Annotated in this window: 27 protein-coding genes and 3 pseudogenes; 21 read left to right on the forward strand and 9 right to left on the reverse strand. The window is 43.2% G+C overall.

Annotation, left to right across the window (positions count from 1 at the left end; genetic code table 11):
* Positions 1-91: 91 nt before the first annotated feature.
* The 8 genes and pseudogenes from KFE98_19430 (at position 92) to KFE98_19465 (ending at position 6,986) form a co-directional block, all read left to right on the forward strand.
* Positions 92-949 carry an ATP phosphoribosyltransferase gene (locus tag KFE98_19430; protein UTW62153.1) on the forward strand — a complete coding sequence of 286 codons (858 nt, stop codon included), beginning with the start codon at positions 92-94 and terminating at the stop codon, positions 947-949.
* Positions 949-2,237 (forward strand): annotated as a pseudogene (gene hisD / locus KFE98_19435) (histidinol dehydrogenase). The gene KFE98_19430 and the pseudogene hisD overlap by 1 nt, the downstream one beginning before the upstream one ends.
* Positions 2,230-3,255: a histidinol-phosphate transaminase gene (gene hisC, locus KFE98_19440; protein UTW62154.1), complete on the forward strand. Its 1,026-nt coding sequence runs from the start codon at positions 2,230-2,232 to the stop codon at positions 3,253-3,255. The pseudogene hisD and the gene hisC overlap by 8 nt, the downstream one beginning before the upstream one ends.
* Complete coding sequence (hisB, locus tag KFE98_19445; GenBank protein UTW62155.1) at positions 3,256-4,344, forward strand: bifunctional histidinol-phosphatase/imidazoleglycerol-phosphate dehydratase HisB; 1,089 nt, start codon at positions 3,256-3,258, stop codon at positions 4,342-4,344. It begins immediately after the preceding gene.
* Complete coding sequence (gene hisH / locus KFE98_19450; protein ID UTW62156.1) at positions 4,341-4,919, forward strand: imidazole glycerol phosphate synthase subunit HisH; 579 nt, start codon at positions 4,341-4,343, stop codon at positions 4,917-4,919. The genes hisB and hisH overlap by 4 nt, the downstream gene beginning before the upstream one ends.
* Entirely contained in the window at positions 4,916-5,629 is a 714-nt protein-coding gene (gene hisA / locus KFE98_19455; GenBank protein UTW62157.1) for a 1-(5-phosphoribosyl)-5-[(5-phosphoribosylamino)methylideneamino]imidazole-4-carboxamide isomerase, read from the forward strand. Before hisH ends, hisA begins: the two co-directional genes overlap by 4 nt.
* A complete protein-coding gene (gene hisF, locus KFE98_19460) occupies positions 5,623-6,390 on the forward strand; it encodes an imidazole glycerol phosphate synthase subunit HisF (protein UTW62158.1) in 768 nt (255 codons plus the stop codon). Before hisA ends, hisF begins: the two co-directional genes overlap by 7 nt.
* The gene (locus KFE98_19465; GenBank protein UTW62159.1) at positions 6,387-6,986 is read left to right on the forward strand and encodes a bifunctional phosphoribosyl-AMP cyclohydrolase/phosphoribosyl-ATP diphosphatase HisIE; all 600 of its coding nucleotides are present in this window, start codon (positions 6,387-6,389) and stop codon (positions 6,984-6,986) included. The genes hisF and KFE98_19465 overlap by 4 nt, the downstream gene beginning before the upstream one ends.
* Before the next feature lie 98 nt (positions 6,987-7,084).
* Here KFE98_19465 and KFE98_19470 read toward each other — a convergent pair whose 3' ends face one another.
* The 7 genes and pseudogenes from KFE98_19470 to KFE98_19500 form a co-directional block, all read right to left on the reverse strand.
* A complete protein-coding gene (locus tag KFE98_19470) occupies positions 7,085-8,557 on the reverse strand; it encodes a nicotinate phosphoribosyltransferase (GenBank protein UTW62160.1) in 1,473 nt (490 codons plus the stop codon).
* A 79-nt stretch (positions 8,558-8,636) separates the two neighbouring features.
* Positions 8,637-9,360, reverse strand: a pseudogene (locus tag KFE98_19475) (serine/threonine protein phosphatase).
* On the reverse strand, positions 9,357-9,905 hold the full coding sequence (locus KFE98_19480; protein ID UTW62161.1) for an RNA 2'-phosphotransferase: 549 nt from the start codon (positions 9,903-9,905) through the stop codon (positions 9,357-9,359). The pseudogene KFE98_19475 and the gene KFE98_19480 overlap by 4 nt, the downstream one beginning before the upstream one ends.
* Positions 9,892-10,731 carry a TIGR02452 family protein gene (locus KFE98_19485; GenBank protein ID UTW62162.1) on the reverse strand — a complete coding sequence of 280 codons (840 nt, stop codon included), beginning with the start codon at positions 10,729-10,731 and terminating at the stop codon, positions 9,892-9,894. The genes KFE98_19480 and KFE98_19485 overlap by 14 nt, the downstream gene beginning before the upstream one ends.
* The gene (locus KFE98_19490; protein UTW62163.1) at positions 10,706-11,248 is read right to left on the reverse strand and encodes an O-acetyl-ADP-ribose deacetylase; all 543 of its coding nucleotides are present in this window, start codon (positions 11,246-11,248) and stop codon (positions 10,706-10,708) included. The genes KFE98_19485 and KFE98_19490 overlap by 26 nt, the downstream gene beginning before the upstream one ends.
* A 5-nt stretch (positions 11,249-11,253) precedes the next feature.
* Positions 11,254-11,805 (reverse strand): NADAR family protein, encoded by a 552-nt coding sequence (locus KFE98_19495; protein UTW62164.1) that lies wholly within the window; start codon positions 11,803-11,805, stop codon positions 11,254-11,256.
* Positions 11,802-12,637: pseudogene (locus KFE98_19500) on the reverse strand (ribose-phosphate pyrophosphokinase). Before KFE98_19500 ends, KFE98_19495 begins: the two are co-directional and overlap by 4 nt.
* A gap of 125 nt (positions 12,638-12,762) precedes the next feature.
* On the opposite strand from KFE98_19500, the gene KFE98_19505 reads away from it, so the two are divergent.
* The 13 genes from KFE98_19505 (at position 12,763) to KFE98_19565 (ending at position 23,890) form a co-directional block, all read left to right on the forward strand.
* Positions 12,763-13,452 carry an NUDIX hydrolase gene (locus KFE98_19505; GenBank protein ID UTW62165.1) on the forward strand — a complete coding sequence of 230 codons (690 nt, stop codon included), beginning with the start codon at positions 12,763-12,765 and terminating at the stop codon, positions 13,450-13,452.
* A gap of 94 nt (positions 13,453-13,546) precedes the next feature.
* A complete protein-coding gene (locus tag KFE98_19510; protein UTW62166.1) occupies positions 13,547-14,089 on the forward strand; it encodes a hypothetical protein in 543 nt (180 codons plus the stop codon).
* 90 nt (positions 14,090-14,179) lie between these two features.
* Positions 14,180-14,572: a hypothetical protein gene (locus tag KFE98_19515; protein ID UTW62167.1), complete on the forward strand. Its 393-nt coding sequence runs from the start codon at positions 14,180-14,182 to the stop codon at positions 14,570-14,572.
* Between the two features lie 12 nt (positions 14,573-14,584).
* A complete protein-coding gene (locus tag KFE98_19520) occupies positions 14,585-15,145 on the forward strand; it encodes a hypothetical protein (GenBank protein ID UTW62168.1) in 561 nt (186 codons plus the stop codon).
* A 90-nt stretch (positions 15,146-15,235) separates the two neighbouring features.
* The gene (gene aspA, locus KFE98_19525) at positions 15,236-16,660 is read left to right on the forward strand and encodes an aspartate ammonia-lyase (protein UTW64750.1); all 1,425 of its coding nucleotides are present in this window, start codon (positions 15,236-15,238) and stop codon (positions 16,658-16,660) included.
* 134 nt (positions 16,661-16,794) lie between these two features.
* Complete coding sequence (locus KFE98_19530) at positions 16,795-18,804, forward strand: transglutaminase domain-containing protein (protein ID UTW62169.1); 2,010 nt, start codon at positions 16,795-16,797, stop codon at positions 18,802-18,804.
* 165 nt (positions 18,805-18,969) lie between these two features.
* On the forward strand, positions 18,970-19,209 hold the full coding sequence (locus KFE98_19535; protein ID UTW62170.1) for a hypothetical protein: 240 nt from the start codon (positions 18,970-18,972) through the stop codon (positions 19,207-19,209).
* A 255-nt stretch (positions 19,210-19,464) separates the two neighbouring features.
* The gene (locus KFE98_19540; GenBank protein UTW62171.1) at positions 19,465-20,292 is read left to right on the forward strand and encodes a hypothetical protein; all 828 of its coding nucleotides are present in this window, start codon (positions 19,465-19,467) and stop codon (positions 20,290-20,292) included.
* A gap of 208 nt (positions 20,293-20,500) precedes the next feature.
* Positions 20,501-21,226 carry a DUF2007 domain-containing protein gene (locus KFE98_19545; GenBank protein ID UTW62172.1) on the forward strand — a complete coding sequence of 242 codons (726 nt, stop codon included), beginning with the start codon at positions 20,501-20,503 and terminating at the stop codon, positions 21,224-21,226.
* Positions 21,227-21,449: 223 nt separating this feature from the next.
* Positions 21,450-21,971, forward strand: a complete 522-nt coding sequence (locus KFE98_19550; protein ID UTW62173.1) for a hypothetical protein — start codon at positions 21,450-21,452, stop codon at positions 21,969-21,971.
* 186 nt (positions 21,972-22,157) lie between these two features.
* The gene (locus KFE98_19555; GenBank protein UTW62174.1) at positions 22,158-22,448 is read left to right on the forward strand and encodes a hypothetical protein; all 291 of its coding nucleotides are present in this window, start codon (positions 22,158-22,160) and stop codon (positions 22,446-22,448) included.
* A 58-nt stretch (positions 22,449-22,506) separates the two neighbouring features.
* Positions 22,507-23,349 (forward strand): hypothetical protein, encoded by an 843-nt coding sequence (locus KFE98_19560; GenBank protein UTW62175.1) that lies wholly within the window; start codon positions 22,507-22,509, stop codon positions 23,347-23,349.
* Between the two features lie 97 nt (positions 23,350-23,446).
* Positions 23,447-23,890 (forward strand): hypothetical protein, encoded by a 444-nt coding sequence (locus KFE98_19565; protein UTW62176.1) that lies wholly within the window; start codon positions 23,447-23,449, stop codon positions 23,888-23,890.
* Positions 23,891-23,928: 38 nt separating this feature from the next.
* On the opposite strand, the gene KFE98_19570 is transcribed toward KFE98_19565, so the two are convergent.
* The gene (locus KFE98_19570) at positions 23,929-24,342 is read right to left on the reverse strand and encodes a hypothetical protein (protein ID UTW62177.1); all 414 of its coding nucleotides are present in this window, start codon (positions 24,340-24,342) and stop codon (positions 23,929-23,931) included.
* A gap of 304 nt (positions 24,343-24,646) precedes the next feature.
* Positions 24,647-26,125 (reverse strand): tetratricopeptide repeat protein, encoded by a 1,479-nt coding sequence (locus tag KFE98_19575; protein UTW62178.1) that lies wholly within the window; start codon positions 26,123-26,125, stop codon positions 24,647-24,649.
* Positions 26,126-26,165 lie beyond the last annotated feature (40 nt).

Raw genomic sequence — 26,165 nt, forward strand, 5'->3', positions numbered from 1 at the left:
AATGATATTTCAAAACCCGTCTGAGTACATCAGGCGGGTTTTTTATTTGCTGAAATTCCCAATCGGTTTACTCAGGCACTAAAGCCCAAAAATGAGTAAACTAAAAATCGCCATCCAAAAACAAGGTCGGCTGAATGAAGGATCGCTGCAGCTTTTGAAAAGCTGCGGAATTTCCATCAGCAACGGAAACGACCAGCTCAAAGTGAGTGTAGCCAATTTTCCGATTGAAATTCTCTACCTCCGCAATTCTGACATTCCCCAATACATCGAAGATGGGGTGGCCGATATTGGAATTATTGGGGAGAACCTACTGTTTGAAAAGCAGGGTAAAGTAGAATTGGTGGAGCGCTTGGGCTTTTCCAAATGCAAGGTCTGCCTGGCAGTTCCGAAGGATGTTGTCGAAGATTCGGTGACCTACTTTGAAGGAAAGAAAATAGCGACCTCCTACCCCAAAACACTGCAACATTACCTGGCTCAAAATGGGGTCAATGCGGAAATCCATACCATCTCTGGGTCGGTGGAGATTGCTCCTAACATTGGATTGGCTGATGGCATTTGCGACATCGTTAGTTCGGGAAGTACGCTCTTTAAAAACGGCTTGAGAAAAACGCAAACCATTCTTTCATCAGAAGCGGTTTTGGTCAAATCCCCCAAGTTATCGGACGAGAAGGAAGCCGTATTGGACAAGCTTTTGTTTCGCCTTCGAGCGGTACTGAGAGCCCGAAATTCCAAATACATTCTGCTCAATGTTCCCAATGAAAAAATTGAACAGGTGGCTGAGATTCTACCGGTTATGAAAAGCCCTACGATTTTGCCCTTGGCCCAGGAAGGATGGAGTTCGCTACACTCAGTCATCGATGAAAGCACCTTTTGGGAAGTCATAGATGAGCTTAAAGCGGCTGGAGCTGAGGATATTTTGATTGTTCCTATCGATAAAATGGTGAGGTGATGGAAAAACTGAAAAATCCCAAACAGCAGGAGTGGTCTTCTCTCACTGAACGGCCTCGAATGGAAAATGACAGTCTGAACGCGGTAGTAAGCGATATCCTAAACACGGTGCGGCGGGAAAAGGACGCTGCCCTCATCCAATATGCCTGGCAATTTGACCAGACTCGCCTGGAATCATTGATTGTGAGCAAAAACGAAATTCAAGAGGCAGTTAACCAAGTTTCAGATGAACTAAAAGCAGCCATTCAATTGGCTCGTAAGAATATCGAAACCTTTCACACTTCACAGCGTCTGGACGAAGAAAAAATCGAGACCACCCCGGTGTAACCTGCTGGCGTAAAAGCGTAGCCATCGAAAAAGTGGGACTTTATATTCCGGGTGGATCTGCTCCCCTATTCTCGACCATTTTGATGTTGGGAGTGCCTGCGCAAATTGCCGGATGTCAGGAGGTGATTCTGTGCACTCCTTGCGATTCTAATGGGAAGATCAATCCTGCCATTCTCTATACGGCTAACCTCTTAGGCATTGAAAAAATCTACAAGGTAGGAGGCGCTCAAGCGATTGCCGCCATGGCTTATGGCACGGAGAGTATTCCTCAGGTCTACAAGATATTTGGTCCTGGCAACCAGTATGTAACCAAAGCCAAGGAGCTGATTCAGCAAAACGGTATTGCCATTGATTTACCAGCAGGTCCCAGCGAAGTGTTGATCATTGCCGATGAATCCGGCAATCCTGAATTTATCGCAGCTGATTTGCTCTCGCAAGCTGAGCATGGTCCGGATAGTCAAGTGTTTTTGTTGTCTGCTCAGGAAGAAGTCCTGGATCAAACAATGAAAGCTCTCGAGGGACAACTCCGGGGTTTGCCACGAAAATCCATTGCTGAGCAGGCTTTAAAAAACAGCAAAGCTCTACTTCTGAATAGCATGGTCGAGTGCTTTCAATTCAGCAATCAATATGCTCCGGAACACCTCATTATGGCATCCGAAAAGGCGGATTTATACATACCGCTGATCACCAATGCCGGATCCGTTTTTCTGGGCAACTACAGCTGCGAAAGTGCCGGTGATTATGCCAGTGGAACAAATCACACGCTACCCACTAATGGTTTCGCCAAAAACTACAGCGGCGTTTCGCTCGACAGCTTTGTGAAGAAAATCACCTTTCAAGAGATAAGTCCCAAGGGCATTCAAAATCTGGGTAAGGCCATTGAAACCATGGCCGAAGCCGAACAATTGTTTGCCCACAAAAATGCGGTAACCCTCCGCCTAAAAAAGCTGCAAGATGTTTGATATTGACCAAGCTATCCGAAAGAATATTAGGGAACTCAAGTCCTATAGTTCAGCCCGGGACGAATTTTGTGGGGACGCTTCCATTTGGCTGGATGCCAATGAGAATCCCTACGAAACGGACATGAACCGTTATCCGGATCCCTACCAAACAGAATTAAAAAAGGCCGTTGCGAAGCTCAAAAAGGTAGAGGAAAATCAAATCTTTATTGGTCACGGTAGCGATGAAATAATCGATCTGCTATTCCGGGCCTTTTGCGAACCCCAGGTAGACAAGGCCTACCTCTTCCCTCCTACTTATGGGATGTACGCCATTGGAGCACAGATCAATCAGGTGGAAATAGTTGAATTGCCCCTGCTCCAAGATTTCGACTTGCCCGAATGGTCCCAAATTCAGTCTATAATACGGTCAAAGGGTTTGCTCTTTATGTGCTCACCAAACAATCCAACAGGAACGGCCTATTCCTTGAATTCTATTCAAGAACTGGCCTCACAATTCCCAGGAATTGTAGCGGTGGATGAAGCCTACATCGATTTTTCCGAGACTCCCAGTGCTATCAGTTTATTGAGTAAAATTCCCAATCTCGTGGTCCTTCAAACTTTGAGTAAAGCCTATGGTTTAGCGGGTTTACGCGTTGGCATGGCCTTTACTCATCCGGAAATCATCAAGGTGCTCAATAAAATCAAACCACCCTACAACATCAATACCCTGAGTCAACAAATGGGCCTTAAGGCTCTTGAAAATCGTGAGATCGTACTCCAACAAATTCAGGAAATTAAACACCAGCGTGAGTGGCTTAGAAATGAATTAGAAATACTTCCTCAGGTTGTGAAGGTACATCCCTCGGAGGCCAATTTTCTTCTGGTTCAATTCGAGGATACCTCCACCAACTTTAAGGCCCTACTCGATCATGGGATTGTGGTACGAAACAGAGCCCGCCAGGTGGAAGGTTGTTTGCGCATCACCATAGGCACTCCTGATCAAAACAAAACCCTACTTCAAACCCTAAAATCACTGTAAATGAAAAAAGTACTCTTTATCGATCGAGATGGAACTCTGGTCATAGAACCTCCTATCGATTATCAATTGGATAGCCTCGAAAAATTGGAGTTTTACCCAGGCGTATTTCAAGGTTTATCCCAAATAGCCCGGGAATTGGATTATGAACTCGTAATGGTTACCAATCAAGATGGACTTGGCACTCCCTCTTTTCCAGAAGAAGATTTTTGGCCTGCCCAAAACAAGATCATTCAAACCTTTAGAAACGAAGGAGTTGAATTTGCTGAAGTACTTATTGACCGAAGCCTACCCGAAGAAAATGCTCCTACCCGGAAACCCGGCATTGGCCTGCTTCAGAAGTACATTTACGGCCATTACGACCTGGAGAACTCCTATGTTATTGGAGACCGAATTACGGACATGGAATTGGCCCAAAACCTAAAAGCCCGGGGAATCTACCTCGGTGAATCCAACGAACTCGCCGAATTGAGCACTCACAGCTGGCAAACTATTTACCAATACCTCAAGGATAAACCCAGAACAGCACAGGTGCAACGATCGACAAAGGAGACGAGCATTTCTATCTCCCTCAATCTTGACGGTCAAGGTAAGTCCAAAATTTCCACCGGCATCGGATTTTACGATCACTTACTGGAACAACTGGCCAAACATGGAAAGTTGGATCTCACTATTCAATCCCAAGGGGATTTACACGTGGATAATCACCACACGATAGAGGATGTTGCTCTTGCTTTAGGAGAAACCTTTCGCAAAGCCTTGGGAAGTAAAAAGGGCATCGAACGGTATGGATTCCTCTTGCCCATGGATGATTGCCTGGCCCAAGTAGCCATCGACTTTGGAGGAAGGCCCTGGTTGGTTTGGGAGGCTGAGTTTAATCGTGAAAAAGTGGGAGAAATGCCTACCGAGATGTTTGTTCACTTCTTCAAATCCTTTAGTGATTCAGCTCAATGCAACCTCAACATAAAAGCAGAGGGACAAAATGAGCATCATAAGATTGAAGGCATTTTCAAGGCCCTGGCCAAGGCCATCAGAATGGCTGTCAAACGAACGAACGATTACTCCATCCCCAGCACCAAAGGACAGTTATGATTGCTTTAGTAAAATACAACGCCGGAAATCTTAGTTCGGTTCGAAATGCGCTTTCAAGATTGGGCTGTGAATGCCTAATATCTGATGACGCCTCAATTCTACAACGTGCTGATAAAGTCATCTTTCCAGGAGTTGGTGAAGCCAGTTCCGCTATGCGAAGTCTACGAAACGCCGGATTGGATCGAACGATCCCTTCTCTGATCCAACCTACTTTGGGAATATGTCTGGGACTTCAACTGATGTGTCAACGCAGTGAAGAAGGAAATACAGATGGCCTTGGTCTATTTGACACTGAAGTGAAGCGTTTTCCCTCAAGGGATATTGTACCACACATGGGTTGGAATAATCTATCGCACATGGAAGGCTCGCTGTTTCAGGACATCCAAATTCAGGATGACGTATACTTCGTGCACAGCTATTACGCCGAACCCTGCGATCAAACTGTGGCTCTCGGAGAATACATCGTCCCCTTTAGTGCCAGCTTGCAAAAGGACAACTTTTACGCCACCCAGTTTCACCCTGAAAAGTCAGGACCTGTAGGCGAGCAAATCCTCAAAAACTTCCTGGAATTATGAGAATTATACCTGCCATTGACATAATAAATGGAAAATGCGTGCGACTTTCTCAGGGAGATTACCAAACCCAAAAGGTCTACCATGAAGACCCACTGGAAGTGGCCAAACAGTTTGAAGCCAGCGGTATTCAATACCTACACTTGGTGGATTTAGACGGAGCCCGAGCGAAGCGACTGATTAACCATTCCGTTTTAGAAAAAATCTGCACCCAAACTGAATTGCACGTTGATTTTGGGGGCGGTGTTCAATCCCATCAAGATATCCAAATGGCCTTCGAATGCGGAGCACAACAGGTAACTGCAGGAAGCATCGCCGTGAAAAATCCGCTCCTTTTTCTGGATTGGATCAACCAATACGGAAAGGACAAAATCATACTCGGTGCCGATTGCCACAACCGAAGAATAGCCACCCACGGTTGGTTAGAAAATTCTGATTGGGAAGTAGTGGACTTTATCCAACAGTACAAGCATCAAGGGGTAGAATATGTCATTTGCACCGACATTGAGAAGGACGGAATGCTGGCCGGTAGCTCCTTTGAGCTCTACCAGGAGATCATTGAGAAAACCCAGGTAAAGCTGATAGCCAGCGGAGGCGTATCCTCCCTATCCGACCTAAAGCAATTGAAAGAAATGGGCTGCGAAGGAGCCATCATCGGCAAGGCCATTTATGAAGGAAACATCACCTTAAAAGAATTGGAAACATTATGCTAAAAAAGAGAATTATACCCTGCTTAGACATCCGGAATGGACGAACTGTGAAAGGGACGAATTTCGTGGGAATTCAAGATGCTGGCGATCCCGTGGAGATGGCTCGACGTTATGTTCAAAACGGTGCAGATGAGCTTGTTTTATTAGACATCACAGCCACCGTGGAAAAGCGAAAAACCAGGGTTGAATGGGTCCAACGAGTAGCTCGGGAGATTAGCGTTCCATTTACCGTTGGTGGTGGCATAAATACGCTAGAAGACGCTCGTATCCTCATCCAGGCCGGTGCCGATAAAATCAGCTTGAATTCTGCCGCAGTTCAACATCCTAAACTCATTCAGGAGATGGCCCGTGAATTTGGCCAACAATGCGTTGTAGTTGCCATTGACACCCAATATGTTCGGGATAAATGGAAAGTATTTGTCCACGGCGGCCGCACTGAGACTGCGCTTGAAACCGTATCCTGGGCTCAACAGGCCGAGAAATTAGGTGCTGGTGAACTTCTCCTGACTTCCATCAACAACGATGGCACCAAAACAGGATTTGCCTTAAACATAACCCATCAGGTTTCTCAAAGCGTATCCATTCCGGTCATTGCCTCCGGAGGTGCTGGTTCTCTGGAACATTTCAAAACCGTTTTTGAACAGACCCGAGCCACAGGTGGACTGGCCGCAGGAATCTTTCACTATGGTGAGATTGCCATAGCCGAGTTAAAGAACTATTTGTCCGAAGAAAAAATCGCCATAAGGCAGAACTATAAAAGATGAATATAGATTTTGAAAAAGGGGATGGATTGGTTCCCGTAATCGTTCAAAACAATCAAACCCTACAGGTGCTTATGCTGGGTTACATGGATGAAGAGGCCTTTGAGGTAACCCAGGCTACTCGACGCGTCACTTTTTTTAGCCGCAGCAAAAATCGACTTTGGACCAAGGGACAACAATCCAGGAACTATTTATTGGTCGATGAAATTCGGGTAGACTGTGACCGCGATACCCTCTTAATTAAAGCCACACCCCAAGGGCCCACCTGCCATACCGGTAGCACCTCCTGTTTTGGAGAAGAAACCAGCAAAGGATTTATCTATGAGCTGGAAAAAACCATTCACCAGCGAATCGAAGCAAACGACCGTGAATCGTATACCAACAAACTCTATCGAAGCGGGATCAACAAAGTGGCTCAGAAAGTAGGTGAAGAGGCCGTGGAGTTGATCATAGAAGCCAAAGACCACAACGACGAATTATTCAAAAACGAGGCGGCCGATTTGCTTTACCACTATCTGATCCTGCTGAAGGCAAAGGGGTTTTGTGTTGGGGACGTTGAAGAGGTTTTGTTGGGACGGAGTATACCGACTAAACTGTAATGATTCGATTGATTTACCAACGGAAAAGGGACGCTATTAATTCCGTCCCTTTTTCGATTTAAGTAAGCACTTAATGGTTTCACTGATCAAAAGAGATCTTAGTGAACGAGATTCTTAGCTCGAATCCTTTCCCGGATTTCTTGCAAAGTAGTCTCCTTTAGTAATTGACCGTCTTGATAAACTAATTCTAACAGTCCTTGCTTCTCTTCTGTGTGGTCGAGTTGATCTCTCATCGTCAATTTTCCATTATCATCTTCAAATATTCCCAATAAACCTCTTGCACTTTTCTTAGTTCCGTCATCCGTTTTAGGGTCTTTATAAATCTCTCTTCCCTGCCCTGCAACTTGCCCATAGGTCGCTTTCATGGCAAACCCGAAAGTATCCCGAGTTACATATTGATAGGTGTAGCTCCCAATTCCAAAGACTACATTGGTGCTTGCAAAACCTTTTGCCTTCAATTGTTTGCAAATTTCCTCGCACCGTTCGAGTGTAATACTGTCTCCATATATGAGGCCCACATGCTGATTCAGCAGTTTATATCCAGTAGGAGTTAAAGTTCCTCCAAAAGTTTCAAATAGGCATTCTACCGCTCCCTTGTATTGAGGTGTACCCAATGGAGCAGTAGGATCTCCACAAAGTATTTTTACCGGATCTCCACTATCAGGTCGGATTACTACCTTTCCATTTCTATTCAATATTTGTTTCTTAAGAGCAGGTAAATACTCAGTAATCACCTTCCAAAAATCCCATGTATCACTAACGATACTTACGATCCCTGTTGGATAAGTTTGAGTTATCAATCGCTCAAAAGTGTCTTGTTCATAAAGAACAGTACCCATGCACATTACACTATGCTCGGTGGCTGGGACACTGGCTCCAATTAATTCGCACTCGGTTTGTGCATGGTAGTACTGTTCTAAAAAATCTATGGCTGGAATAGTATCTGTGCCTGTAAAATTTAAAAGATGCCCTGCTCCGCTCATCATTGCAGCTTCCAATCCCGCCATTCCGCGAAAACTAAAATCATGAGCTTGAAAGGGCACGAAATCAGGATCACCACCAGTCTCTAATGCATATTGATCTAAAAGCACTCGATATTGCTTGGCAATTGTAGCGCTTGTACAGGGCATCCAGATAATGCAACTCAAAATGGTTTCAAAAAAGTTGGTTAGCCAAAAGAACTCAGGAAGAGTGTTCTTAATGGTAAACATCGCCGTTCTCAAAGGAACACTTGTTCCTTCGGGCAGTGCTTTTATTTCCAGAGGTAAATAACCTAAATCATGAAGAGCCTCAATATGCTCGTAAGTAATGGCATCCGGTCCAAGGTAAGCTCCTATTCTTCTTCTATATGCGTTTACCACTTTGTCTTTTGGCTGGCCGAAGAAGTTCTTGTCAAAATCTTCCTGTAAATACTTTTTAATGAAGTATTGCAATCCAAAAAAAGTAACCTGGTCAATTTTTGGAATTCGACTTTTTCTGGGTGTCCAATTGCTGTAAACCATTTCAGTCCCGTTTGGGTATTGACTTTTGTGATCTACTTTATATCCGTCGGTAAGGTTCAGGGTATTCATCTCTTTTTATTTTGCGTTATAACAACACAAATATAAATTAAAAAATGAATATGCGTATTTTTTACACAATTAAATAAAATTAGTTTCTCCCTTGTTCTTCAGGGTATAAAGAAATCAATGTGTCACTTTGCCAAACCTGCTTGTGATTAACCTCCAAGGCCGAAAGCTTACCCGTGAAGGCTGCTCCAGTATCTACATTCCAAACATTTGCTCTTTGCCAAGGTGTATCCACTTGCCATTCTATAGTTGGTGTATGCCCGATAAATATCTCTTTATAATGACCCAATCGCTTTGGATAATCCCTATCTCCTATTAAAACTCTGTTGTGAATGGCACGGGCGACCTCCCATAGCGTTCGATCCCAATAATAATTTGATGCATAATGTTCTTTTTTGGGCCCATGCATTGAGGAGAAACCAGCGTGGATGAACAAACGGTTCTCTGCATCAACATAAAAATTCTGTAGTTCATCCAAAAACTGAATGTGAGCTTCTTTAGATGCACTCCCATAACCTGCGTAGCTTTCAACGGTAGCCTGCCCCCACTGGTCATCCATATAGAATTTGGATCTCCGGATTTAAGCCATTGGCATAACCATACATCATGATTTCCACGAATAAACTGGCATTTGTAATGAGTTTTTAGCTCAAGTAAAAAATCAATGACCTGAGCAGATTCACTCCACCCGTCAACATAGTCGCCCAAAAAAATTAACTCATCGTCCTTCTGAAGATCAATTCTACCTATCAATTGGGTCAGGGCCTTTAGCCCCCATGAATATCACCAAAAACCAATGTTCTCATGATTCAAACTCGATAAATTCGGGGCTTATATTTTGAGTGAGCCATACCCCATTGTGTGATAGGTAAAATGGCTGGCCGCTTGCAAATAGATCGGCCGCTTTAATTCTCAATAAAACCGGTTTGCCTCTTCTACTTCCCACTTTTTGGGCGGTTTGCATATCCGCGCTTAGATGAACATGATTTCTGGACATTCTTTTTAAGCCCTCCTTTCGAATAGCAGGAATGAAACGATCAACCGTACCATGAAAGAGTATTTCGGGTGGCGTTGTTGATACGAAATCAAGATTGACCTCAATTGAATGCCCTTGATTCGCTCTTATATAATTACCATCCTCGCTGATTTTAAACCGTTGTTTATCATTGGTTCTCACGACTTCTTCCAGGAGTTTACGATCCACTCTAATTCCCTTCCTCTTCATTCCAGCGAGTAGCTCATCTATGGATAGCCAACCCTCTTCGTCTAATTGAACTCCAATATACTCGGGTTGATGCCGAAGAACCAAGCTCATTAGTTTGCTTATTTGCTTGTTATTACTTTTCATCATTATCGGTTAAGTGTGATTTAAATGCTTGTATAAACCTAGGACTCCTTGAATAAATGGCGAATACTATTTTTTTGACCCGGCCTTTGAATTTTGTGTTCAACAATTCCGCAAATAGAGCAGCAATATCATCAGGATCATTTTGGAACACTCCACACCCCCAAGCTCCTAATATTAGGGTATCATAGCCTTTAAGGTACGCCAATGATAAAATCCGATCGATTCTGCGCTTCATGGTTGGCACAACCTCATTTAATCTATCCATCTCTTTGTGTTGGATGACTCCCTTATTCACAGCAGCGCTGGTGATCAAACTGCAAAGTTTAAAGGCTGGTAAAAGATCGCCATTTGTATCTCGGAAAATTGGAACATTAGGGCTGTAAATTATCCGATCAGAATAAAAACAGGTCTTTTGATTACGATGGTATTCGTAAAAGTCAAAATGCTTTAATTGCGTCAGGTAAAGTCCGGTTGATACGGCAAGACTTTCCTCCTGGGCTAACGAACCATTCAGAAACCCTCCTCCTGGATTTCTTGCAGAAGCAAAATTGAGGCAAAGAATCCGGGCATTTCCCTCTTCTTTAAGCCTTAAAATACAACTCAGAGTATCCTCATGTACAATCTCAGTTTGCATGTCCCAACTTTTGTCAAATTCTAAAGAATGGGATACATCACTCAGTTCATCAGGACTAAAGAGTTGTGATTTATTTATGGATCTTTTTAACTCTGATGAAAAGTCAATAGCGGTTTCAGGGTTTAAAGAATATCCCCCCTTCTCCAATATCTTTAATGTTTCTTGGGCCTTAGTTTTTCTTATTTCTCGATTCATTGGTTTGTTGATTGATTAGGTTAGTATATAATTGGTAATTCTCCAGTTCAAAACAAACAAAGACGACTTTTTTCAAGGCCCTCTCATTTTTGAATTGAAGAACAGTTTCTACAGCTATTGTTGCTGCTAATTCTTTTGGGAATCTATAAATCCCGGTGCTGATATTCGGGAATGCTATTTTTTCATATCCTCCTTTTAAGAGCAGCTGAATTGAATTGGAGTAACATGCTGCAAGAAGTCTTTCCTTATCCTGTCCTCCCTGGTTATAAACGGGGCCCACGGTGTGAATTACTCGTTTGCAGGGTAATGCTCCCGAACCGGTCATCACGGCTTCTCCTACCTCACATCCTCCCTGCTTTCTACGAATGGTTCTACACTCCTCCAACAGTTCAGGTCCAGCGGCTCGGTGAATAGCACCATCAACTCCGCCGCCGCCTAAAAGTGAACTATTTGCCGCATTTACAATTACATCAATTGGTAATTGGGTAATATCTCCATGTACAATTTCTAAAAACATTTTTCTCAATTGCTTTTAAGCCAATCGCGAACCTCCATCAAGGCAAATCCTAATAAGTTCTGCCCTCTCCATTTATCAGGACTCTCTATATCAGAATGATTTTTCGACATACCAATTCCCCAGATTCTATCATATGGGCTGGCCTCCACTATGATTTTATCCCCTGTGCTTATTAGAAAATCAGCTAACTCTCTATTTTGAAAAAACTTATGTCTATTCCCCTCGACCACGAATTCAAATTTCTTCTTATTCCATAAATGGGGATCGAAATTTTGGACCTTTCGTCCTAGCTTTTTCACCTTTGCCGGAGACTCGCATTGGAGAATTTCTTCTGCCATTTGAGCATCCTTAAATAACTCCGCCTTTTTATACATCATCCAATGCTCGGCAGTGGCAAAATGCATTCCTTGAAACTCAAAAGCTGACATCCACCATTGACTCAAACAACCGCTTCCAATGGTTCCGTCCTTCTTGGGCTGATGCCCCCAGAAAAAAAGAAATTCCGAACTATTTAACTGACCATTCATGGTCAACAGTTTTTCAATGGAGTATTTCATGGTTTTAATATTTGGTTTAATTTAATTTGGATTATTTCTTGATTTTCAAAGCTTTGAAAAGAATCTGTACAAATAATCTCATCGTACCATTTCAACAACTCTTCAAAACCTTTGCTAAAAATTCCGTGTGTTGCTACAAGAACTAAACTTCCTGCTCCTTTCCTTTTCAACTCTTTAGCCAATCCTAAAAAGGTTCCTCCTCCGTCACAAATATCATCTACAACAACACAGGTTCTTCCATCCAGATCTTCCGCATGAACTTGGAAATCGCTCAACTTTCCAGTGGCCACATTTCTTTTTTTAGCACATTCAATTACTTCATTCTTTCCTAAGTACTGTGCAACTCTAAAAGTTCTTTTCAAAGCACCATTATCAGGTGCAACGAGTACAAAATCTAAATAGTTCTTGGTGGCCAATTCCACGAAATACTCGTTAGTTATAACTTTCACTCGATCGAGCAAAGCCGGAGTCACATCGCTATGAGGGTCTAATACAGTAACCCTTTTCAGATTCATTGAATTAATAAGATTTGCATAAACCTTAGCAGTTAGTGGCTCACCATACACCATTAACCGATCTTGTCGTGCGCCAGGGAAATAAGGAATCAACAAATGGATATCCGAAACATCAGCCCTTCTCAATGCGTCAACCGCAACAAACAATAATCCAAGATCATTAAATGATCGAATTCTGCATGTGATCGTTACCTCATCTCTTTCCGTTAATTCCTCCAACAACTTAATATGAGGCTCCCTCCTGAAAATGTCATGGATTCGAACTTCACTGAAGATCCAAAGGGCTCAAATTGGGTATCTAGGTTTAGGTATTTCATGGTTTTGCGTATTAACAACGCAAATATATAGGATTTAGATCCAAACCAGCAAACCTTTTTGCGTTTATTTTACACATATAAATTCAATCCTTCTATTTCAGAGCACTTTACCCTACCTTTATTGCGTGAAAGAAACGCAAAATATAAGTCTGGCCGTGGATGCTATCGTCTTCGGTTACAGCAAGGAAGAAGGAGTATCTCTGTTACTTATCAAACGAAAATATCCTCCTTTTCAAGGCGATTGGGCCATTCCAGGTGGATTTGTGAAGAATGATGAGTCACTGGAAACAGCCGTGGAACGCGAATTATTGGAGGAAACTGGGGTAAAAATTAATTACCTCGAACAGCTTTACACCTTTGGTAAACCCGATCGTGATCCAAGAAGAAGGGTGGTCTCAGTAGCTTACTTTGGTTTGGTCAAGTCGAAACAGTTTAGCAAATTGAAGGCCTCTACCGATGCTGAAGAAGCTGGATGGTTTAACATCAAAAACCTTCCTGAATTGGCTTTTGATCATGCCCAAATTCTGGAAATGGCCATCGAACGTCTTCGTAGCAAAATCACTTACCAGCCCATCGGTTTTGAATTGTTAGATCCTAAGTTTCCTTTCTCCGATTTGGAGCACTTGTACTCTACCCTTCTCGATCGCCCGATTGATCGTAGAAACTTTAAGAAGAAGGTCATGCACCTCGGCATCCTGGATGAATTGGATGAAAAAGCCATAAAATCTGGAGCTGGTAGACCGGGCAACTTGTTTCGCTTTAACAAAAAGATGTATAATCGGTTGTTGAAGGATGGGATGCATTTTGAGATATAAATAATCTCTTACTTATAGCCATTGGACTTTTGGGAAATATCAGCTGGATATCTAACTATCCCAAAAAATTGGTTCACTTTCCCTCAGCTCAAAAATGAAAATCGAGGAAATATACCAGACGATTAATAGCCATCGCCACAACGTACGATTGATCATTCATCATTTTGAGCGCTACCGGAAGAGGATTTTAGCAGAGGCCTTAACACCTGAACAAATTGAAACTTTGAGATATGTAGGTGAGGCCTACTTCCTGCAGAACAATTTAGCTAAAGTATTTCTGCTTTTTGATGACTTCAAACTACTTGTAGTTGGAAATAGATGTGCGCAAAACCATCACTTCATTCATCTAACCAAACTTTATGGCAAAAGCCTGCTTATTAGAAAACAGAGAAAAAGAATAAATCAATATCTCGACTTTTGTGAGTCGATTAAATATCAGGATAATCTGGTTATTGAATTAAAAGAATTAAAGCGGTTCAGGACTAGGAGGATTTCGTTGATCTCAATGGTCGAAGCGGCTCTTATTCTTCTTACTGTTATACTATTTCAATCCGTTTCAAAGAGTGTCTTTCTAATATTCCTTGGTCTTTCCTTTATTGTTCATGTGGTCAATCTTTATCTATCATTAAAGAAGTAGTACGGCGTACAAATTCTATCCATTGTTCTATATTGCAAGCAGTTTCGAAGAAATAAACAACCTCTGAATTGAAACTCAAAATCAACTGCAATGAAAATTTATAGCCCCTGTCCTACTTGCCCCCATGTACTTTCTCACTCTACCTGGTCGCCTACCCGAGCTGAATTGGCGCGGCGTGAAGGTGATGCGATTAAGGTGAATTGCCCGGAGTGCAACACGGCTCATGAAATCGATGTGGATGAGTGGACAGCCAAACCTTCTAAACTGGCACTTGTTGTGGCTACGGCGGTTTTCATTCTCGGTACTCCGCTCCTGTTCTACTATGTTTTGGGAGTCGTGGCGAATTCCAGTAACCATTATACGGTTTATATAATAGGAGGCTTTTTCTCACTACCGGTAATCGTTTATGGTATTCTTCTCAAACAGGATCGCGATCGGGTCAATGCCTTTAATCGCGGAAAGTTTCGAGGTCGAATTGTTTGATTGCTTTGGCTCATGAACAATCAGAAAGTCGCATTTCTATTGCTCATCGTATTCCTGGCGGTGTATGGATTAAACGGGGCGCTACCGGATACCTTTGAATTCAGTGGTCTAATCTATCTCTTATTACTCTTTCTTCCTGGAATCTTATGGTGGCGAAATCGAAGCAACCGAAGGAAGTATATACGTTGCCAGGAGAAATTGAAAGAACACAACTTAGTTTATCAGGAAATCCCTCTCGAGGTGGAGATATTCTGGCATCCAACACGCACGGTAACTCCTCGCTTTAATCATCCTGTTACCCTAAACCATTTTAGCCAAAAAAGACAAGCCCAAATATGCTATTCGAATGACTACCTCATTCTACTGATTCAAACCAAGCACTGGTGGGGCTATCGACTTCATCGTCCATTAATTGTACGGCGAAACCTGGAAACAATAGAAGTACGCATTTTCCGGCCCAATGCTCAGCTACGAGAATCTTCTGACCTAAGCGAATTGATTCCGGATCAAAGTTATCCTGACATTTCCAAAATTGAGTGGAAATCAATATCCACAATGCATTCCTCAAAATAATCCCCCACTCCCCTTCGCTCTTTTTATGCCAATAGCCTAATTTCGACGACATGGAATGAAGCGCATTCCCCACCATAACAACACTGCATAATCATGGAAAAGAGAACGGAAATTGACCTTTTGGGCGAAATGGAGATTGATCAAAATCTGTACTATGGCATTCATACGCAACGAGCTATGGATAACTTCAAGATTTCGAATGGCGTAATCGGAGATCACCTCTTTTTTGTGCAAGGCATGGTACTCACTAAAAAAGCCTGTGCCAGTGCCAATCGGGATATTGGTACCATTCCGGAAGACAAAGCGAATATGATTATTCAGGCCTGTGATGAAATACTGGCCAACTTGGAGAAGTATGCAGTCTATTTCCCCTCGGACGTGTTTCAGGGAGGTGCTGGTACCTCGGTGAACATGAATACCAATGAGGTAATTGCCAATGTAGCTCTCGAAATGAATGGACATGCTAAAGGCGATTATTCTGTGCTTCATCCCAACGATCATGTGAACAAATCGCAATCCACGAATGATGCCTACCCGACTGGATTCAGAGTAGCGCTGTTCTTCCATATCAATCACCTGCTGGAACGGGTTAATCTATTGTGTACAGAGCTGGATGTTAAATCAGCTGAATTTCGCAATGTGCTTAAAATGGGACGAACCCAACTTCAGGATGCGGTTCCTATGTCTTTGGGAGATGAATTTGCCGCTTGGTCTACTAATCTACGCGAAGAATCTAAGAACCTCAAAATGGTTCGCAACCTGATTCTGGAAGTGAACTTGGGGGCTACTGCGATCGGTACTGGAGTGAATGCACCTAAGGGTTATGCTGAATTGGCGGTGAGTTATCTGGCTCAATTTACCAAAGCCAGTTTTGAGTGTTCATCTAACCTGATCGAAGCTACATCGGATTGTGGAGCTTATGTGATGATCTCCGGAGCGCTCAAACGGACGGCGGTGAAACTATCCAAGATCTGTAACGACCTCAGGCTCCTGTCTTCTGGACCAAGGTGCGGTCTCAACGAAATTAATCTTCCTGAAATGCAGGCCGGTTCATCGATTATGCCGGCTAAGGTAAATCCGGTAATCCCGGAAGTGGTTAACCAGGTGTGTTTTAAGATTATCGGAAATGATGTGGCTATCTCCTTTGCTGCGGAAGCCGGCCAGCTTCAGTTGAATGTGATGGAACCGGTAATTGCACAGTGTATGTTTGAATCCATCGATTTGTTGTCTAATGCTTTAAGTACGCTTTCATCGAAGTGCATTTCAGGCATAACGGCGAATGCTGAGCACACCCGAGACATGGTCTACAATTCCGTCGGTCTGATTACCTTCCTGAATCCCTACATCGGCCACCACATGGGAGACGTAATTGGTAAGGAAGCCGTGACAACCGGAAAATCGATTCGGGAGCTGATTTTGGAAAAGGAATTACTTACCGAGGAAGAACTGGATAGAATTTTGGATGCAGATAACCTGATGCGTCCACAGTACCAAGCCAAACTGCACAAGAAATAGCTCCGGTTAAAGCCATTGATCGCTTTGGATTTCGCATACTATTTCATGCATTCTGCAAAGAAGATCGGATAGAGAGGCTACCATATTTTTAGTTTGATATAGTTTTGGTCAACTAATAAACCAAAACCAGTACCATGAAGATTGACCTCTGGCGACCAACTGCCTTGATGTGCTTCGTATTGCTATTTTCTACCCTGACTCTTCAGGCCCAGAAAAAGAAAAAAATTCCTGGAAAAATCAGAAAATCCTACGTCCTGTTGGCGCATTACTTAACGGATGATCTGAAAACGGAAGAGGAAAAACTCGACACCATTTACAGTTGGATTACGCACAACATTGCATATGACTACGGCAGGTTAAGTGACAACAAATGCTACGAATATGAATCGCCTGATGCGACCTTGAAACGGAAGCGAGGCATGAGTTCGGAATATTCCCGCCTACTGAGCTTTATGCTACTGGAAGTAGGCATTGAAGCCGAACCCATTCAAGGCTACATTCGCGCAGCGGCCTGGGAAGATTCGCTTATGATGTGCCGGGCCGGTCACAGCTGGGTAGGCGCCGTCGTTGACAGCGAATGGCGACTCTTTGACCCTACCTGGGATGCCGGATACATTGGCCGGATACCTATCGAATACAAAAAGCCCAAAAAGAAAACTCCCAAAATCTGGGCTACTCCCGGCCGGATTCGTCGGTTTGAAAAACGCTACAAAAAGCGAATGAAGCGGTATGAGGAAAAAGTAGAGAAAGGGCCCAGTCATGAAAAGAGGATTGACTTTGTACAAGCTCCTGCCAAGGACTGGTTTATGCCTGAAAACGATACCTTTCTTCTCACTCATCTCCCAGCCGTTAAGTTTTGGCAGCTTCGAAATCACCCCATCGGTATCGACGACTTCAAAAAAGAAGAGGAAGAACTAAAGGAAATACTCGGCTCTACTTCTGATGTGGCCTACGACTATTACGATGTATTGAATGAACATCAAATCAAAGGACCCTTGGAGAAAATGATTGAGGTAGCAGACAAGAGCTATGAGTACAATCCAGACAACGCTGGCATGAAGGCTTTGAATTACTTCAATTACATCAGCATTTTGAACAACCAGGACCTGAAGAAATACTTTAAGGATGCCCCAGAGGCCATGACGATTGCCGTATACAGCCAACTACTGGCCTACACCGATACGGTAATTACCTACAGCAAAAAAGACATGGCCAACCAGAAGAAGAACTTCAAGCTGGAAAAGAAAATGCTGAAGGGGAGCTACAAATTGGCTCAAAATTCTAACAAAACGATTGGCAAAAAGGAAACCAAGACCAAGCAAAAACACGACAAATGCCTGGGGCAAATTGATCGTTTAAAAGAACGCCTTGTTTCCAACCAGAAAAAGCTTCAAGGATACCTGGAGCAGATTGGCCGAACTTATCCGGAATTGGTCAATGGCGAGTATGAAGTACCTACAGATACGGAACCCGTGAAACTGTGGCAGGATTCCATTAGGGAAGTTGCCCAGGTATTTGATAGCCTCAATGCGGCAACGGCTGAACACTTTCAAAACTCCGAACTGAAACCCTTGTTCTACAACATTCAAGAAATTGAATACCTGCTTCGCCTGAGCGGTGAATACATCCGGCATAACAACTTTGGCTACAATCGATTTATCCATCAAGTAGATAGCCAGATTGTATTGGAGTTTGATAGCTTGATGACCAGCTATGTCCTACTTATGGATCAGGAGTTACCAGACAAAACGGCCATGAATCTGCTTAAGCAAATGAATACCTATACCAAGAAGGGAAAGGCGGATGCAAAGGTTCAAATGAATGAGGGAACCATTGTGAGTGCGATTAAGTATGACAAGTACCTGAAATACCTGTATATGGAGGAGATTAAGAAGGTTATGGCCTATCAACGGGATGCCTTGAGACACTTAAATTGGTTGGAAGAAAACTTTGCCTTGGTAGAAGATTTCTGGGGAAAAATAGAAGGTCAAGTAGAGAGAAAGGAGAAACTGGATGAACAGAAAAACACCTTTATGCTTGAGCACTACGAACATGCCTTTAATCGGGACAAGGACCTGTATGACCTTATGCAGAAACGCGCTGTAAGCTGGAAGAAAAAATTCAAAAGCATCATTGAAAATTGATGCGATCAAGCCCAGCAGCTGCAACCTCCTAACAATCAGATAATCGTGTAATTTTTATCGAAACCAGATGATAATCTCCAAGCCGTTAATGATTTGTTAATCCCCTGGAGCGGGTCCTGAATTCTGGCTCATTATTCTCAATTTCACACCAACAATCTGAGAAAAATGAACCGAATCCTTCTTATTTTATCCCTGGTAATACTGGCCAGCTGCAATCATGAAACGCCTAATGCCTCAAAAGAATCTCCCCCACAACCCTCCTACCATGGAAACGATATTGGAGAGATACCTTTTGACGCTCAAACAGACAATCCAGAATTTTCCTTTTGCGACTCCAATCGCATCTACCACAGTCGAGGTGCATTGAAGTATGAAGGGGATGGAAGGCCCTGGAAAAGGAAATAAGAATCGGACTCGAATCCAAGGCCATCCAATCCGATTACAGTGGCTATATCATCATTCGATTTATGATGAATTGTAACCAACAAACCGACCGATATCGGGCGGAAACTCTGGATTCAAAATACGTCGAACAACCCGCTCCGAAAGAACTTGTGGATACCCTCATTCAATTGACCCGAGGTCTGGACAAATGGCAATCCGGCCGATCGAATAAAGAAAACCTGGACTGCTCAAAATTCATTAACTACAAATTTAACCATGGACAGCTTGAAACCATTTTCCATTAAATCTACCCTACTCCTATTTGCCGTTATCGGCCTTTTTCAAACCAGCTGGGCTCAAGGTAACTGCTTGCTCTACCCAGAAGGAAGCGGAGAACGTAAGGCATGTGAACTCTCTTATAAAGCCATTGAACACCGCCAGGGAAGTATTGAATCCCAAATTCTATTTGACTCTGCGATTACGGTTGGTCCCAACTTCGCCTATGCCTATTGCGAAAAAGCAGTCCCCTATATGAAACGGGGAAAAATTGGCGAGGGCATGAAACTGCTCAATAAAGCTGTGGAGCTCGATCCCATTACCTATCAATGCTACCGGGCCTATTGGTATTTTTCATTCCACAGTTATCAAGCCTGTATTGAAGATGTTGAATCTTATTTGGCAAGAGAAGGATCTTACCCGCAATACAGTCCAGGTGGTGAAATCGGAATGAAGCTCATCTTGAGTATCTGCTACGCAAAAACGGATAGTTTGCAAAAAGCCGTACTAACTGCCCAAGAAGCCATTGCGGAATTAAAATCAGAGGAGTTTGCCGGAACTTATGATTTCTATACGCTTGGTGTTTTGCTCTATCAAAATGGTCAATTCGAGGAAGCCGAGACTGCCTTTCAAAAACAAGTAAAACTCTACGATCGATTGGCTAATAGCTACTATTACCTCGGCCTGATCAAAAAAGAGCAAAAGCAAATGAACGAAGCGACTGCCTATTTTCAAACCGCTCAGGAAAAAGCCAGCGGCAAACAAGGATATCTTGGATGGAGTATGTATTTGCCGGTAAGTGCGGAGGAGATTGACGAACAGCTTTGATTTTGAGGATCAATCTTCAGGATCAATCTTCAATCTTCAGGGTTAATCTTAAAGTTAAATCTTAAGGATATTATTGAGGCGATGGGATAGTAGAGAGATTGGAAATTACTTTAAGATTTATGATTTAGCCTGATCATTTAACATTAAGCTCCCAAGCTTATCTGGCTCCACTATTTTTCCTATTCTTGTATAACAAGACCACGATTTCATGACCCGCCCAGTTACCATTGCTACATTTACTTATCCATCGGAGTTGGCCGTTATTCGTGCTCGACTGGAGTCTGAAGGTATTGAATGTTTTGCAGCAGATGAATTGACCGTTCAGGTGTATAATTTGATGTCGAATGCCATGGGAGGAATTCGGCTGCAGGTGGATGAGAAAGACGCCGTTAGGGCTACGGAATTGCTTAAGGAATGGGGGCAAATTCCGGAAGAAGAACCTGGAGTTGGTGCGTTTTGGATCAAGTTTAATCGACTTACCCATAATCTACCTTGGATTGGGAAACTCCAGCTACAACTTCGCTTTTTGGTCCTGTTGGGTATTATAGGTTTAACTCCACTACCCTTTCTTTATGCCTCTTTGGTCCCATCGGTCAAGAGTCAATTAATGTCCCAGAACTGGTGTGTGAACTACATCACTTTTGACGGACAGTACTTCGAACCAAAGACCATTGAAAATCGAGAACGAAACTTGACTTCGGAAAGCTGCTCAGAGACTTTGATGTTTGCCAGGCGTGTTATGATCATTCCAGGCTTCCAAAGCCGCCCAGTTATGGGCAAATGGGAACTGATCGACGATGAGGTATATATCTCCGAACTCGATACCTTCGAGCACATCTTTGAAGGATTCTACGCCATCGAAATAAATGACCAGACCTTGGTCTTAACATCTGAGCATACGACCATTCATTGTAAGATGGAAGCTCATCCATAAATTTTGTTTTGAGTAAAAAAATTCAAATAAAATGCCCCCAATGTGGCTCTGATGAAATATCACGTCCACGGTATTCACCAAGAGGTATTGCCATTGGTTTGCTCTTGCTTGGCATTCCACTACCCTTCATGGGCAAAATTTGCCATTGCTTTGACTGCGGATTGGATTTTAAGAAAAAAGACCTTGCCGAACCCAAAACACCTTATCGAGAAAAGCCCCTACCATGAGTATCCATTCCCCTCTTGACGAATCCGTATTTCCTGATCAGGAGCCCGTTTTCTCTTATTCCAGTCGAATTCGGATGGTAGAAATAGCCTGTTTTTCCTTCTTCGTAATTGGTTTTGTCATGAGGCTTATGCACTGGCCCGGAGGTTCGTTACTTCTCATTTTGTCGACCCTTGTAGTATCCATCTACTATTTTCCCTTTGGACTATACGTTTTTGGAGCACTTGCCAAGAAACGTCCCTTTTCCTCAAGTCACATCAAAGCCGCTGGAGTTTCCCGGCTTCTTTTCACACTTGCCACTGGTTTTAGTTTAGCCACCGGAATGCTTGGGTTGCTATTCAAGATTCAGCACTATCCCGGAGCAGAACCATTGTTGAATTTCACTTCGATCCTGGCATTCGTACTAATCTTTTTTGGGCTTATTCGACGAAATAGTAACAATCGGAACTTCCTGGACCCGCTACTTTTTCGCCTTATTCCCATTTTGATCTTAGTCGGTTTTGGGTCCTTTCTCGGCTAAACAATCGCTCAAGTTTTTGTACCTAATTAGTCCGTTATTCCTGCCCTCTGAAAACATCAGAAAGTACCGGTAATTCAGGAAAACCCAAAAAATCAGGCATTCACCGAACAATTATCGGCGGCTGGTAGTTTCTTCTACCTTTGATCGGAAAACCAAGAGGTTTTAAGCCTCTATAATGATTATAATATGGAACACGATCCGTATAACACCACTGCAGAAGTGGTCGGAGCTACAGAGATCCGGTTAGAGTTTCACTGCGACACCGGAGAAGGACAAAACCTGGAGTTTGGAGGGCACACTGGCTCACCTACTTGCGGGGAAGTTATTTACAATTTAATCCATGATCCCGCACAAAGCGATCATTGTATCCAAGTAGATCATACCTTTGATGGGATGATGGCCGGTCAATCCGAGGTACTTGTCCTGGTGAGAGAGGGCGGCGATATCAAAGGACGAAAAATTGTGATCATTCAGTGATCTTCTAATGCGACAACCTCTACTTAAACTCATATTAATTGTAATTCTAACAGGGGGAATGTCGCCCTGGCTTATGGCCGGGGACGATTTATCCCACTTGGCGACGCTCCAGGAATCAGGAGAATATGAGCAACTGTTGTCAGAATCTTTAAAGCTTTATTCCCAAGCCGAATCCGATCAGGTGAAGGCTGAGGCGGCTCGATATGCGGGCAATTGCTATTTTCATGAGGGCGATCTAAAACAAGCCCTACTCTATTACCTCAAATCAGATTCGCTTGCCGCAAAGAGTAAAACCTTTTCTAATCTCGGTGGAGTCTACTTCACTTTGGGGGATTTAAACCAAGCACAGTATTATTTTCAGCGGGCCCAGCAATCCGCAACCACACCAGCCGAATTATCCGTTGCCATGCATAACCAATGCCTGGTATACTCTGAACGTGAACAACCCGATAGTGCCTTGCACTGGATGCGCTGGGTAAAACGATCGTTTGAAGATCATGGCCAATTGCACCTCGCCTGGATGGCCGCCATCAACGAAGCTGAATTTTTGATGGAAATGGACTCCAACCAGCAGGCTCTTCAATTGCTGGAAGATCTACTTCCCGTTATTCAGGATACCACACTAACCCACAACATTTCAGCCTTCCTGCATTACAACCTATTTGCCGTTCGCCTTAAAATGCAGGACAACCAAATGGCCTTTCGCCATCAGCAGGTGTATGACTCTTTGCAGCAAATTACCAATCGTCAGGACCTTCATCTAATTGAACAGCGTCACCAAAACGCCTTGCTTCAAACGGAGATGGAAGCCCGAAGAAAGCAAAGCAAGCTCGTCTTGATCTTTGTCGGTCTTCTTTCGGTATTGGTCATCCTCTTTATCGTGGTTATCAATCGGCTTTAAGTTTCGGGCACAAACCGAGTCTAACCGAAGATTTGTAGACCAGATTGAAAGTGAATCCGGGCACCTGGCGGAATTAATTAAACGCTTTCGAATTGGGGTGCTACGACTTTCCTCTGAACAACACGATGACTCTACACCATCCAAAGAATTAGACGATTTGCTCGATCGAATTGATACACTTTCTCAATTGACGGCCGGCTGGGACTTTGAGAAGGAAGGGCTACGTCTTTCTCTGGATCGCTTGGTATTGCTGTTTACCTCCTGGCATGGAAGCGAGATTCAGGTGGATTATCACAACCTGGATGTGTTGGAAAGAACCGGCGTTGACAAAAAGGTTTACTTCCTATTCCTCGATATTCTACGTGCTGCCGGAAAACAGAATATTCGCATAGAATTGACCAATCGCCCCGGTCAGGTAGAACTGCGTATTTACCTGCATGAGCAGCTAACTGAAATCTACCAACTTATTCAGACTCGTATTACCGATGTGGGTCGCGTTCGGTTGGAAGGCAGTGGACTTTTGGTTGTGGTTGATAAGTAAACTTGAGAGGATATTGCTTTAGGTTTTGGAACGGAAGGTCAACACTCCTCTACTTTTATAACTCCCTCATAACCCGAGCCATACTCCAGATTCAAGGTTAAGGTTTTAGTACTGCTATCATAGATCCCATCGCCTCTTATGGAATAGGTTTGCTCGTAAATGGAACCACCGGGAGACATTCTCGAAGCGGTAATTTCCTGTTCAGGAATCGTAACGGAATGATCGGCATTCAGTTTAAAATTAAAAGATTCTGTTCGGTTAAATAGGTATAAGCCGGGCTCCGTTTGACAAACCGAATAGCTGGTGCCGGAAGAGTCGCTGGTGCAGTATTTACCGCTAATGTCGATTTCGGCAATATCCTCATCCTTCTTGCACGAAGAAAAAATGAGGAGGAATAGAATCATTGATAATCCCAATCGGGAAAGAGTCTGGTTGTATTTAGTCTTGGTCATAGTATTCATATAACGTTTAGTTAGTTTCTGGGTTGGTTCAACTTGGTAATCGAAGGTCTTAGGAATCAGCTTCATGTTGGTTTATTGGAATTTGGCAAGTATGATCTACAAAGTACGAATTCGGACCGCAAAAAGCAAAATTGGAGCCGTTGAGGATTGGAAAAGATCGATCGACCTTGTGGGTGAAATCCTTTGGAGAAACTTGTGCTTTTAATTTTCTACCGGAGGTGGACCTCCGGTAGAGGCTTAGTGTTAGTTTGCGATGAATCTTCTTATTAGCCTGTCCAGGCTTCATTTAGGTTGATCACTGCTTAAACAGACGACTTTTCAAACGGGATTCAAAAAAAGAATGGATGGGAAACATCATTCCTCCCATGACCGCATTGATCATGAGTTTATACATCGGAATACCGCCGGTGAACTCTTCCACATAAGGGTCGGTTAACACCAGAAGAAACTCAAAAAGAATTAGAAAGGGAACAAATACGGCCAACTCAATGACCCAGGTGGGAAGCGAATAATTACCCATTAAAAACAATCCTCCAAAAAGCATAAATAGGATAACACCTATCCCCGAATACTGCAATCGATTGGAGCGTTCCTTTTCCTTATCTAATTGATCACGAGCATCTTTATCTCTCTGCCTCTGGTAAATAGCTTCCTTTTCAAACTCATTCTTCGCAGCAATTTCAAGCATTTCACGCTCCACATCAACATTGTGAAGGCTGTCTCTCATGCCGACATAAAGCTCATACATTTCAAAGGCTTGCTCCCAATTTCCTTCTAGGCGGTAAATGGTACTCAGTACTTTAGACGAACCTTTAATCAACTCGGGATATCCAAGTTTTTGTGCCTTAGCCAAAGCACGTTTTGCCTCTTCTTCAGCCAGGGCGATTTGACCAGCCTGCAAATGAACTTGTGCCAAAGAAACTAAACCGGCCACAATACCTGGCGAATAACCCAATTCCCTGGATAAATCCAAACTCTGCTGGCCATATTCAATGGCTTCATTCAATCTTCCCAAATGGAAATGGTTATTTCCAATTTTTTGCAAGCAAGTTATTCTGACCACTTCCATATTGGCTTCCTGGGTCAAAATCAATGCCCGTTGGAAATGTTTGATGGATCCTTCGTAATCGCCCATTTCTTCATAAATATGCCCCAAGTTTATCAAGGATGCAGCAATGCCTTTGTTGTCCTCAATTTCAGCAGCCAGGTGGACACATTTATTAAAATGCTCCAGGGATAAAGCGTAGTTGTCTTGGTGACGGTATACCAATCCAATATTGATCATGATACGCACTTTATATACTTCAATTTCAAGCCTATCGGCTATTTTCAAACCTTTATGAAAGTAATACAGGGCTCTTTTTAGATCACCTTTTTCCTCACAATGAATGCCGAGGTTGTTCAAACCACTCCCATAAGATCGAAGCAATCGTAGTTCGGTCTTCTTATCATTTTTCTTTTTGAGGTATTCCTCGGTCAAATCCACGATGAATTTCTGGTAATCATTGTAGCACTCATGGACCATGAAGGCACACACGCCAGCCATGGATTTGATGCGATCGGTATCGCTCTCAGCACAGTGAAACAGGTTGAGACAGCTATCCAGCAGATACCTATCGGATTCAGAAAGCTCGTTTAATGGTACACTATCCAGGAGGTAATAATTCTCCGGAAGTTCATCATCAAGAGCCTCGTAACCCACACCGATAAAACCGTAGCCCTGAAACAAAAGAGCCAAGCCCAATACTACAAATCCAAATAGTTTAGCTTTCATGTTCGAGAATCGACACCCAAGTATTTATGGGTCAAATCAT

Source organism: bacterium SCSIO 12741, from assembly GCA_024398055.1.
In the GTDB taxonomy this organism is placed as follows: domain Bacteria; phylum Bacteroidota; class Bacteroidia; order Flavobacteriales_G; family Salibacteraceae; genus SCSIO-12741.